Below are 11,562 nucleotides of genomic sequence, written 5' to 3'. Positions count from 1 at the left end.
AACGTCGAGGCGTCGATGTCGTCGCCCTCGTCGCTGCTGCACTGGACCCGGCGGATGATCGAGATCCGGAAGCAGAACCCCGCCTTCGGCCTCGGAACGTACACCGAACTGCAGTCCTCCAACGCGGCCGTCCTCGCCTTCCTGCGCGAATACGAGGACGACCTGGTGCTGTGCGTGCACAACTTCTCGCGCTTCGCACAGCCCACCGAACTGGACCTGAGCCGGTTCCACGGGCGGTACCCGGTGGAGTTGTTCGGCGGGGTGCGTTTCCCGGCGGTCGGTGAACTGCCGTACCTGCTCACCCTCGCGGGCCACGGCTTCTACTGGTTCCGGCTGCGTCGCGACGCGGCCTAGAACCCCGCGGCGGGGCGGTTCCTCCGGGTTTCCCCCGCCCCGCCCGGGGCACGCATCAGTAACACCCCGACCCCCCGGGGAAAGGAATGTGACGCCATGGCGGAAACGGTCACACTCTCCGGCAAGACGACCCCCGGTCTCCTCGCGTCACTGGACCCTCTGCTGCGGGAGTGGCTGCCCCGCCAGCGCTGGTTCGCCGGCAAGGGGCGTCCGGTCACCGGGTTCTCGCTGGTGGCGGCCACCGAGCTGCTCCCGGCCGGTACCCGGCTGGGCCTCTACCACCTGCTGGTGCGCGCCGAGCAGGGCGCCGGCCCCGGCGACTGCTACCAGCTCCTCATCGGCGTGCGCGAGGCTCTGCCGCCCCGGCTGGCGCCCGCGCTGATCGGACACGTGACGCAGGGGCCGCTGACCGGGCGGACCGTGTTCGACGCCCTGTACGACACCCGGCCCGCCGAGGTGCTCCTGGAGGCCTTGCGCACCCGGGCGCGGATCGGCGCGCTGCGCTGCGAGCGGGAACCGGGGCAGGAGATCCGGTCGGGTCTGGTCCCGCGCCGGTTGACGGGCGAGCAGTCGAACTCGTCGATCGTCTATGGAGATACGTTCATCCTGAAGCTTTTGCGTCGAGTGGTGCCGGGCGTCAACCCCGACCTGGAACTGCCGCTGGCGCTGGCCCGCGAGGGCTGCCCCCGGGTGCCCGCGCCGACGGCCTGGATGGAGGCGCACCTCGACGACGAGCCCTACGTGCTGGCCGTGCTCCAGCCGTACGTTCAGGGCGCGGCGGACGGCTGGGAGCTGGCGCTGCGGGAGCTGGCCAAGGGCGAGGACTTCGCCGCGGAGGCGCGGGCGCTGGGGCGGGCCACCGCCGAGGTGCACGGGGCGCTGGCCCGGGCCCTGCCCACGGCGACGCTCGGCCACGCCCAGATACAGCCGATGGCCGACGGCATGGCCGTCCGCCTCGACGCGGCCGCGCAGGCCGTGCCCGCCCTGCGCCCGTACGCGCCCGCGCTGCGCTCCGCCTTCACGGCGCTGGCCGACCTCGCGGCCGAGGGCCACACCTGGACCGCCCAGCGCGTCCACGGCGACCTGCACCTCGGGCAGTGCCTGCGCGCGGGCTCCGGGGAATGGACGCTGATCGACTTCGAGGGGGAGCCGGCCCGGCCGCTGGCCGAGCGGCGCATGCCGCAGCCGACGGTGCGGGACGTGGCGGGCATGCTGCGCTCCTTCGACTACGCGGCCCACTCGGCCGACCCGCCCGCCCCTGGCTGGGCGCACGCCTGCCGGGCGGCCTACTGCTCCGGATACGCCGAGGCAGCGGGCGCCGACCCGCGCACCGACCCCGTGCTGCTGCGGGCCTACGAGACGGACAAGGCCGTCTACGAGGTCGTCTACGAGGCCCGCCACCGCCCCGACTGGCTCCCCGTACCGCTGTCCGCGATACACCGCCTCGCCGCACCCGACCTGCCTTGAGGAGGCTCCGTACGTGACTCCCCCGAAGAAGAAGGCCGCCGCGCAGAAAGCAGTGACCAAGAAGGCGGTGGCGAAGAAGGCGGCGAGCAAGAAGGCCCAGGGGAAGGACAAGGAGAAGGAGAAGGCGGCGCCGGCGGTGAAAGCCGCCGCGAAGAAGCCGAAGAAGCCTCCCGTGGCGCCGCCGGTCGCCCCTTTCTCCCCCGCCCTCGACGCCGTCGACCGTGAGCGTCTGCTGCACGGCGCCCATCACGCCCCGCACTCGGTGCTCGGCGCGCATCCGGCGCCCGGCGGGATCGTCTTCCGGGCGCTGCGCCCGTACGCGCGGTCCGTCACGGTGCTCGCGGGCGACCTGCGCGCCGAGCTCCACGACGACGGCGACGGCTTCTTCTCCGGCCTGCTGCCCCTCACCGAGGTCCCGGCCTACCGGCTCCTCGTGGCGTACGAGGGCACGGTCGTGGAGACCGAGGACGCCTACCGTTTCCTGCCCACGCTGGGCGAGCTGGACCTGCACCTGATCGGGGAGGGCCGGCACGAGCAGCTGTGGACGGTGCTCGGCGCGCACCCGAGGACCCACCAGGGCGTTAGGGGCACGAGCTTCTCGGTGTGGGCGCCGAACGCGCGCGGCGTGCGGCTGGCCGGCACCTTCAACTTCTGGGACGGCACCGGATACCCGATGCGTTCGCTCGGCTCGTCCGGCGTCTGGGAGCTGTTCGTGCCCGGGATCGGGGAGGGCGAGCTGTACAAGTTCGACATCACCCGCCCGGACGGCTCGCACACCCAGCGCGCCGACCCGCTGGCCCGGCGCACGGAGGTCCCGCCGGCGACCTCGTCGATCGTGCACGCCTCGGCGTACGAGTGGGGCGACGAGGAGTGGCTGGCGCGCCGGGCCGAGATACCCGTGCACGAGGCTCCCTTCTCCGTCTACGAGATCCATCTCCCGTCCTGGCGACCGGGGCTGACGTATCGTCAGCTCGCCGACCAGCTCCCCGCGTACGTCAAGGACCTCGGCTTCACGCACGTCGAGCTGATGCCGGTCGCCGAGCATCCCTTCGGCGGCTCCTGGGGCTACCAGGTCACCGGTTTCTACGCGCCCACGGCCCGGCTCGGCACGCCGGACGACTTCAAGCACCTGGTGGACGCGCTGCACCGGGCCGGCATCGGCGTCCTGATGGACTGGGTCCCGGCCCACTTCCCGCGCGACGACTGGGCGCTGGCCGAGTTCGACGGCCGCCCGCTCTACGAGCACGAGGACCCGCTGCGCGCCGCCCACCCCGACTGGGGGACGCTGGAGTTCGACTTCGGCCGGCGCGAGGTGCGCAACTTCCTGGTGGCCAACGCCAGTTACTGGTGCGAGGAGTTCCACATCGACGGGCTGCGGGTGGACGCCGTCGCCTCGATGCTCTACCTCGACTACTCGCGCGAGCCGGGCCAGTGGACGCCGAACGAGCACGGCGGGCGGGAGAACCTGGACGCGGTGGCGTTCCTGCAGGAGATGAACGCGACGGTCTACCGCCGCAGCCCCGGGGTCGTCACGATCGCGGAGGAGTCCACGGCCTGGGACGGCGTCACACGGGCCACGCACCACCCGGGCCCGAGCGGCTTCGGCGGGCTCGGCTTCGGCCTGAAGTGGAACATGGGCTGGATGCACGACTCGCTGGAGTACATGACCCACGAGCCGGTGCACCGCCGCTACCACCACCACGAGATGACCTTCTCGATGGTGTACGCCTACAGCGAGAACTACGTGCTGCCCATCTCCCACGACGAGGTGGTGCACGGCAAGCGCTCGCTGGTGTCGAAGATGCCCGGCGACTGGTGGCAGCAGCGCGCGAACCTGCGGGCGTACCTGGCGTTCATGTGGGCCCACCCCGGCAAGCAGCTCCTCTTCATGGGGCAGGAGTTCGCCCAGGGAGCGGAGTGGTCCGAGGCGCACGGCCCCGACTGGTGGCTGCTGGACCCGGCGTACGGGGCCGAGGCCGACCACCGGGGCGTCCGGGACCTCGTCCGCGACCTGAACGGCGTCTACCGGACGACCCCGGCCCTGTGGCAGCAGGACACCGACCCCGCCGGCTTCCAGTGGATCGTCGGGGACGCCGCCGAGGACAACGTCTTCGCCTTCCTGCGCTACGACGCCGACGGCTCCCCGCTCCTGTCCGTCTCCAACCTCTCCCCCGTCGTGCGCCACGACTACCGCCTCGGCGTCCCCGACGACGTCCCGGCCTGGCACGAGACCCTCAACACCGACGCGGCGGCCTACGGCGGCAGCGGCGTCGCCCACCTCGACCCGATCAAACCGGAGCCGCACGCCCGCCACGGCCGCCCGGCCGCCGTCCGACTGACGCTGCCACCCCTGTCGACGGTGTGGCTGCGCCCGGCGTAGGCGGGCCGGGGCTGGTGCGGACCGTTACGTCAATGCTGCCGTCAGCGGCTTCGGCAGCTCCTTGGTGTGGACCACGCCGAGCCGTTGGGTGGCGCGGGTGAGGGCGACGTACAGGTCGCTGGTGCCGTACTCGGCGGGCTCGACGACGAGGACCGAGTCGAACTCCAGCCCCTTGGCCTGGCGCGGGTCGAGCAGGACGACCGTGCGGGTCAGGTCCGGTTCCGCGCCCGCCGTCACGCCGTCCAGGCGGGCCGCCAGCCGCCGGTGCAGCGCGCGCGGGGCGATCACCGCGAGCCGGCCCTCGGCGGGGGTCAGCTCGGCCACGGCCTCGGCGACCGCGCCCGGCAGTTCGTCGCTCGCGCGGGCCCAGGGCTTCACTCCCGTCGAGCGGACCGAGCTCGGCGGTTCGAAGTCCGGGTTCTCCGCGCGGACGACGGCCGCCGCGACCTCCATGATCTCGGACGGGGTGCGGTAGTTGACGCCGAGGCGGGTGTGTTCCCAGCGGTCCTCGACGTACGGGGCGAGGATCCCCGACCAGGAGCCGACACCGGCCGCCTCGGCCGTCTGGGCCGGGTCGCCGACCAGGGTCATCGAGCGGGTCGGGCTGCGCCGCATCAGCAGCCGCCAGGCCATCGGGGACAGCTCCTGCGCCTCGTCGACGATGATGTGGCCGAACGCCCAGGTCCGGTCGGCCGCCGCGCGCTCGGCGGCGCTGCGGTGGTCGTCCTCCTCGTGCCGTTCGGCGAACCGCTCGGCGTCGATGATGTCGTGCGCGGACAGGACTTCGGAGTCCTCCTCCTCCTTGTCGTCGAACTCGTAGGTGCGCGAGGCGTAGGAGACGTCGAGGACGCCCTGGGCGTAGGCGACCTGTGTCTCGCGCTCCCGGTCGGCCCGCGCGCGGGCCGACCGGTCGTCCTCGCCGAGGAGTTCGGCCGCCTCGTCGAGCAGCGGGACGTCCGCGACCGTCCAGGCCCGGGTCACCGGGCGGCGGACGGCGGCCGCGTCCTCGTCGCTCAGGTACCCCTCGGGGGCGGCGAGGAAGTCGGCGACCAGGCGGCGCGGGGTGATGCGCGGCCACAGCCGGTCGATGGCGGACCAGACTTCGGGGTTGTCGGCGAGTTCGTCGCGGATCTGGGTGATGTCGCTGGCGTCCAGCATGTTCGAGCCGTCGTAGGGGTCGGTGCCGATGCGCTCGGCGACCATGTCCGTCAGCGTGTTGAGGATGTAGCCCTCGAAGTGCTCGCGGGCCGCGTTGTGCGGCAGCCGTGCGGCGCGGGTGCGCTCGCGGGCGACGCCCACGAGTCCGTCGTCGAGCATCAGGACCTCACGGTCGTGCTCGATCGTGACCACCGGGTCGGGCAGCGCCTGCCGGTCGCGTACGACGGCGGCGAGGACGTCCGCCATGTCGGCGCGGCCCTTCACGGCGGCCGCCTCCGGGGTGTCGGTCGCCGTCGCCTTCACGCCGGGGAAGAGTTCGCCGACCGTCGCCAGCAGCACGCCGGTCTCGCCCAGCGAGGGCAGCACCTCGCCGATGTAGCCGAGGAAGGCGGGATTGGGGCCGACGATCAGCACGGCCCGCTTGGCGAGCAGTTCGCGGTGCTCGTAGAGGAGGTAGGCGGCGCGGTGCAGGGCGACGGCCGTCTTGCCGGTGCCGGGGCCGCCCTCGACGACCAGAACCCCTCGGTGGGGAGCCCGGATGATCTCGTCCTGCTCGGCCTGGATGGTCTGCACGATGTCGTTCATGCGGCCGGTGCGGGCCGAGCTCAGCGCGGCGAGCAGCACGGCGTCGCCGGTGGGGTCCTCGTGGCCGGTCCGCTCCTGGTCGCCGAGGTCGAGGATCTCGTCGTGCAGGGCGGTGACCCGGCGGCCTGACGTGGTGAGGTGCCGGCGGCGGCGCAGGCCCAGCGGGGTGTGGCCGGTGGCCAGGTAGAAGGGGCGGGCGACATCGGCACGCCAGTCGATGAGGATCGGCGTGTGCTCGGCGTCGTCGGTGCGCAGGCCGATGCGGCCGATGTGGTGGCTGGTGCCGGAGGTGAGGTCGATGCGGCCGAAGCAGAGGGAGCCGTCCACCGCGTTGAGCGCGGCCAGCAGACCCGAGCGTTCGGCGACGAGGATGTCGCGCTCCAGCCGTGCCTGCTGGGGCGTGTTGCCCTGGGCGAGCGCTTCCGTGACGGAGGTCTCGGTGTCGCCGCGCAGGGCGTCCACCCTCGCGTACACCCGGTCGATGAATTCCTGCTCGCGCCGCAATTCACTATCCGGAAAGTCGGTGTTTGACAATTCCACTCCCGCCCGCATATACTGTGCTCACTGAGCTTCTTTGCGACCTAATTCACTTGAAGTCGCGAACCATCGAATATACGCAAAGAAATCCCCCGAGCGCAATTGCTCGGGGGATTTCTTCGTATCCGGTGAGGTGCCCGGCGAGGGGTGCGACGGGGCTCAGAGCACGTCCGACAGCTCCTCCAGGAGCCGCCGCTTGGGGCGGGCCCCCACCATCGATTTCACGGGCTCACCGGCGCGGAACACCATGAACGTCGGCATCGACAGCACCTTGTAGGCGTTGGTCGTCTCCGGGTTCAGGTCCACGTTCAGCTGCACCACCTTCAGCCGCTCGCCCTCCTCCGCGGCGAGCGCGCTCAGCACCGGCCCCATCTGCCGGCACGGCGGACACCAGTCGGCGGTGAACTCCACCAGCACCGGCAGCTCCGCCCCGAGCACCTCCCACCCGAAGTCCGCGTCCGTCACTTCCGCCACACCGTCAGCCTTGATCACGACTTTCGCCCTCCCAGGGCCGGCCGGCCCAGTTCGCACCCGGGTTCCGGACCCCCCGGAACCAGCGCCTCGGCGGCCAGCTCGTCGCGGGCCTGCTCGGCCCTGACCAGCTGCCCCGCGACCGTCTCCCGCACCGCCCGCAACTCCCCGATCAGCTCGTCCAGCTCCGCCAGCTTGCGGCGGTAGACAGCGAGCGACGCCGGGCAGGAGTCGCCCTCCGGGTGCCCGGCCCGCAGACACTCCACGAAGGGCCGCGTCTCCTCCAGGTCGAACCCGAAGTCCTGGAGCGTCCTGATCTGCCGCAGCAGCTTCAGGTCGTCCTCGTCGTACGTCCGGTATCCGTTGTCGTTCCGCCGGGCGGGCAGCAGCCCCCGGGACTCGTAGTACCGCAGCGTCCGGGTCGTGGTCCCGGCCCGCGCGGCCAGCTCGCCGATGCGCATGCCTACGAACGTACGGCTTGACGCCGACGTCAAGGCAACGCCGACGACAAAACCGGGCGACCGAGCCACGGGGGAGTGCTCGGCCGCCCGGAGACGGTGGGGCGCAGAAGGCGGGGACGAAAGGCGGTGCGGTGCCCGGGTGTCCGGCCCCGGTTCAGGCGGGGCCGGACACCCGGAGTCGGGGGTGCGCCAGCGGATCAGGCCTTGGCGAGTTCCTTCTCGCCGCCCTCGCGCTGCTCGGGCAGGTCCGCCGAGTCGTCCTCGGCCTCGTCCTCGTGGTCGAGCAGGGTCTTCTCGTCGAAGGGCAGGCCCCCGGCGAGCACCAGCTGGACGCGCTCCTTGTCGATCTCCTTGGTCCAGGTGCCGACCAGGACGGTGGCGACGGCGTTGCCCGCGAAGTTGGTGAGGGCGCGGGCCTCGCTCATGAAGCGGTCGATGCCGACGATGAGGCCCATGCCGTCCACCAGAGCGGGCTTGTGCGACTGCAGACCGCCGGCCAGGGTCGCCATGCCGGCGCCGGTGACACCGGCCGCGCCCTTGGAGGCGACGAACAGGAAGAGCAGCAGCGGGATCTGCTCGCCGATCGACATCGGCGTGCCCATGGCGTCGGCGATGAACAGGGACGCCATCGTCATGTAGATCATGGTGCCGTCGAGGTTGAAGGAGTAGCCGGTCGGGACGGTGATGCCGACGACGGGCTTGCTGACGCCCAGGTGCTCCATCTTCGCGATGAGGCGCGGCAGCGCCGACTCGGAGGAGGAGGTGGACAGGATCAGCAGGAACTCACGGGCCAGGTACTTGAAGAACGTCAGGATGTTCAGGCCCGCGAAGATCCGCAGCAGCGCGCCGAGCACGATGAAGACGAACAGGAAGCACGTGGTGTAGAAGCCGAGCATCAGGACGGCGAGGCTCTTGAGCGCGTCCACGCCCGCCGAGCCGACGACCGCGGCCATCGCGCCGAACGCGCCGACCGGGGCGGCCCACATGACCATCGCGAGGATGCGGAAGACGAGCCGCTGGATGTGCTCGACGCCGCGCAGCACCGGCTGGCCGGCCTTGCCCATGCCCTGGAGGGCGAAACCGCAGAGCAGCGCGATGAGCAGGGTCTGCAGGACGTCCGGCTGGGTGAAGGCGGAGACGATCGTGGTGGGGATGATGCCGAGCAGGAACTCGGTGGTGTCCTTGGCCTCCGCGGAGACCTGCGCCTGGCCGGTCTCCTTCACGGCGTCGGTGATGTGGAGCCCGCTGCCCGGCTCCAGGATGTTGCCGACGACCAGGCCGATGGTGAGCGCCACGAGGGACATGACCACGAAGTAGCCGAGCGCGATGCCGCCGACCTTGCCGACCTTGGCGGCCTGCCGTACGGATCCGATGCCGAGAACGATCGTGCAGAAGATGATCGGCGAGATCATCATCTTGATCAGGTTCACGAAACCGGTGCCGATGGGCTTCAGCTCGACGGCGAAGTCGGGGGCGATGAGACCCACGGCGATGCCGATGGCGACCGCGCCGATCACCGCGAGGTAGAGATAGTGGGTGCGGTCCCGCTTGACCGCGGGTGCGGCAGGTGCCGTATCGGGGGTGCTGCTGGCGGCCACGGCTGCCCTCCTTGACGTCTTCGTCGGCATCACCGGCGTGCGGCTCACGTCCGGGGAGTTATGGGGGAATGCGGCGACTATCCCCCGCCCCTGTGAGCGCGGTCACCCTTCCGTTCATTTAGTTCACACTTAACCTCGGAGGCACACTGACGACATGCGCATCCCCGACCTCCCGAGACCCCGCAGCCTCGCCGGCCAGCTCTTCGCGATGCAGGCGGTGCTGATAGCGGTGCTCGTCGCGGGATACGCGCTGTTCACGTACGTCAGCGACCGCAGCCAGGCCGAGGACGCGGCAGGCCGCCAGGCCAAGGCCGTGGCCCGATCGGTCGCCGACTCCCCCTCGGTGCGGTCGGCCATCAGCACCCCGAACCCCACCGCCGAGCTCCAGCCCTACGCCCTGCGCGTCATGAAGGACGCGGAGGTCGACTTCGTCACGATCATGAATCCGAAGGGCATCCGCTGGACCCACCCGGATGAGAAGCAGATCGGCCAGCGCTTCCGCGGCAACACGGCCAAGGCGTTGAAGGGCGAGACGTTCACCGAGACCTACACCGGCACCCTCGGCGCGTCCGTCCGCGCCGTCACCCCGATCAAGGACGGGAACGACCGGATCATCGGCCTGGTCAGCGCGGGCATCAAGGTCGAGTCGATCAGCAAACGGGTGCAGGACCAGGTGACGGCCCTGTTCGGGGTGGCCGTCGGCGCGCTCGCGCTCGGCGCGATCGGCACGTACCTCATCAACGCGTCCCTGCGCCGGCACACCCATGGCATGAACGCGGCGGAGCTGAGCCGGATGCACGACTACCACCAGGCCGCGTTGCACGCGGTGCGCGAGGGGCTGCTGATGCTGGACGGGCAGTACAGGGTGGCGCTGATCAACGACGGCGGCCGGGAGCTGCTGGGCGTCTCCGGGGAGGCGGTGGGCACGTCGGTGGCGGACCTCGGCCTGCCGGCCCCGCTGACGGGTGCGCTGCTCTCCTCGGAACCCCGGGTGGACGAGGTCTATCTGGCGGCGGACCGGGTGCTGGTGGTGAACACCTCCCCGGTGTCGGGCGGCGAGCGCAGGGGCACCGTCGTCACCCTGCGCGATGTGACCGAACTCCAGTCCGTGATGGGCGAGTTGGACTCCGAGCGGGGCTTCACGCAGGCGCTGCGCTCGCAGGCCCACGAGGCGGCCAACCGGCTGCACACGGTCGTCTCGCTGATCGAGCTGGGCCGCGCGGAGGAGGCCGTGGAGTTCGCGACGGCGGAACTGGAACTGGCCCAGGCGCTGACCGACCAGGTGGTCGCGGCGGTCAGCGAGCCGGTCCTGGCGGCCCTTCTGCTGGGCAAGACGGCACAGGCGAACGAGCGGGGCGTGGAGCTGGTGGTCTCGCAGGACAGCAGCCTGGACGACGGGCTGCTCCCGGAGTCGCTGCCGGCCCGGGACCTGGTGACGATCCTGGGCAACCTGATCGACAACGCCGTGGACGCGGCGCAGGGCAGCGTGCCGGCGCGGGTGACCGTGACCGCGTGCACGCAGGGCGACGAGCTCCTGCTCCAGGTGACGGACACGGGAACGGGCGTGGATCCCGCGCACGCCTCCCTGGTCTTCGAACGCGGCTTCTCCACGAAACCGGCCGGGCCGGGCGGCCGGGGCCTCGGGCTGGCCCTGGTCCGGCAGGCCGTGCACCGGCACGAGGGGACGTTGTCGGTGACGGAGGCGGAGGGCGGCGGAGCCGAGTTCACGGCCAGTCTGCCGTTGCGGGCGAGCTCCGCGTCCGGTACATCCGGTTCCGGGCCGGCATCCGGGTCGGCGTCTACGTCTGGAGGCAGGGGATGACGGCCGAGGAGCCGATCAGAGTACTGGTCGTGGAGGACGATCCGGTCGCCGCGGACGCCCATGTCATGTACGTCGGGAGGGTGCCGGGCTTCGTCGCGGTCGGGAAGGCGCACACGGGCGCGGAGGCCCGCCGACTGCTCGACCGCACCCCGGTGGACCTGCTCCTGCTCGACCTCCACCTCCCCGACGCGCACGGGTTGCAGCTGGCCCGCTCGCTCCGTGCGGCCGGCTATCACGCGGACGTGATCGCGGTGACGTCGGCGCGGGACCTGACGGTGGTGCGCGAGGGCGTCTCCCTGGGGGTCGTCCAGTACGTGCTGAAACCGTTCACGTTCGCAACCCTGCGGGACCGGCTGGTCCGGTACGCCGAGTTCCGGGGGGCCGCGGGCGAGGCGAGCGGCCAGGACGAGGTCGACCGCGCCCTGGCCGCCCTGCGCGCACCCGGGCCGGCCGCGCTCCCGAAGGGCCTGAGCGCACCGACCCTGGAGCGGGTGACGGAAGCGGTACGGGAGGCTCAGGAGGGGCTCACCGCGGCAGGTGTGGCCGAGGCGGTGGGAATCTCCCGGATCACCGCCCGGCGATACCTGGAACACCTGGTGGAGGCGGGGCGAGCGGAACGCAAGCCGCTGTACGGACAGGTCGGGAGGCCGGAACTGGTGTACCGGTGGGTGCGCAGCGCCGGAAAGGGACGGTGAGCCGGGGTCATCCCCCGCCGCCACTCCCGCCGAC

9 protein-coding genes are annotated in these 11,562 nt (G+C 71.6%); 5 read left to right on the top strand and 4 right to left on the bottom strand.

Annotation, left to right across the window (positions count from 1 at the left end; genetic code table 11):
* The 3 genes from ACIBAF_RS39470 to glgB form a co-directional block, all read left to right on the top strand.
* On the top strand, positions 1–354 hold a 354-nt coding region (locus ACIBAF_RS39470; protein WP_399469915.1), incomplete at its 5' end, for an alpha-glucosidase C-terminal domain-containing protein.
* A 96-nt stretch (positions 355–450) separates the two neighbouring features.
* Positions 451–1,821 carry a maltokinase gene (locus ACIBAF_RS39465; protein ID WP_399469913.1) on the top strand — a complete coding sequence of 457 codons (1,371 nt, stop codon included), beginning with the start codon at positions 451–453 and terminating at the stop codon, positions 1,819–1,821.
* Positions 1,822–1,834: 13 nt separating this feature from the next.
* The gene (gene glgB, locus ACIBAF_RS39460) at positions 1,835–4,201 is read left to right on the top strand and encodes a 1,4-alpha-glucan branching enzyme (RefSeq protein ID WP_399469911.1); all 2,367 of its coding nucleotides are present in this window, start codon (positions 1,835–1,837) and stop codon (positions 4,199–4,201) included.
* A 24-nt stretch (positions 4,202–4,225) separates the two neighbouring features.
* Here the strand turns inward: glgB and ACIBAF_RS39455 are convergent, their stop codons facing one another.
* The 4 genes from ACIBAF_RS39455 to ACIBAF_RS39440 all read right to left on the bottom strand — a co-directional run bounded on the left by ACIBAF_RS39455 (position 4,226) and on the right by ACIBAF_RS39440 (position 9,041).
* On the bottom strand, positions 4,226–6,496 hold the full coding sequence (locus ACIBAF_RS39455) for a HelD family protein (protein WP_399469909.1): 2,271 nt from the start codon (positions 6,494–6,496) through the stop codon (positions 4,226–4,228).
* 144 nt (positions 6,497–6,640) lie between these two features.
* Positions 6,641–6,955 (bottom strand): thioredoxin family protein, encoded by a 315-nt coding sequence (locus ACIBAF_RS39450; protein ID WP_399469929.1) that lies wholly within the window; start codon positions 6,953–6,955, stop codon positions 6,641–6,643.
* A gap of 14 nt (positions 6,956–6,969) precedes the next feature.
* The gene (locus ACIBAF_RS39445; protein WP_399469907.1) at positions 6,970–7,413 is read right to left on the bottom strand and encodes a MerR family transcriptional regulator; all 444 of its coding nucleotides are present in this window, start codon (positions 7,411–7,413) and stop codon (positions 6,970–6,972) included.
* A gap of 197 nt (positions 7,414–7,610) precedes the next feature.
* On the bottom strand, positions 7,611–9,041 hold the full coding sequence (locus tag ACIBAF_RS39440) for a cation:dicarboxylate symporter family transporter (protein ID WP_399469927.1): 1,431 nt from the start codon (positions 9,039–9,041) through the stop codon (positions 7,611–7,613).
* 124 nt (positions 9,042–9,165) lie between these two features.
* Here ACIBAF_RS39440 and ACIBAF_RS39435 point away from each other — a divergent pair, with 124 nt between their 5' ends.
* Together ACIBAF_RS39435 and ACIBAF_RS39430 are read left to right on the top strand one after the other, a co-directional pair.
* Complete coding sequence (locus ACIBAF_RS39435; RefSeq protein WP_399469905.1) at positions 9,166–10,833, top strand: ATP-binding protein; 1,668 nt, start codon at positions 9,166–9,168, stop codon at positions 10,831–10,833.
* On the top strand, positions 10,830–11,528 hold the full coding sequence (locus tag ACIBAF_RS39430; protein WP_399469903.1) for a response regulator: 699 nt from the start codon (positions 10,830–10,832) through the stop codon (positions 11,526–11,528). The genes ACIBAF_RS39435 and ACIBAF_RS39430 overlap by 4 nt, the downstream gene beginning before the upstream one ends.
* Positions 11,529–11,562: the final 34 nt, after the last annotated feature.

The sequence above is a fragment of the Streptomyces sp. NPDC051677 genome (assembly GCF_044453465.1).
Lineage (GTDB): Bacteria > Actinomycetota > Actinomycetes > Streptomycetales > Streptomycetaceae > Streptomyces.
Note: the sequence above shows the minus strand (reverse complement) of the source record. Positions and strands in the feature narration are given on the sequence as shown.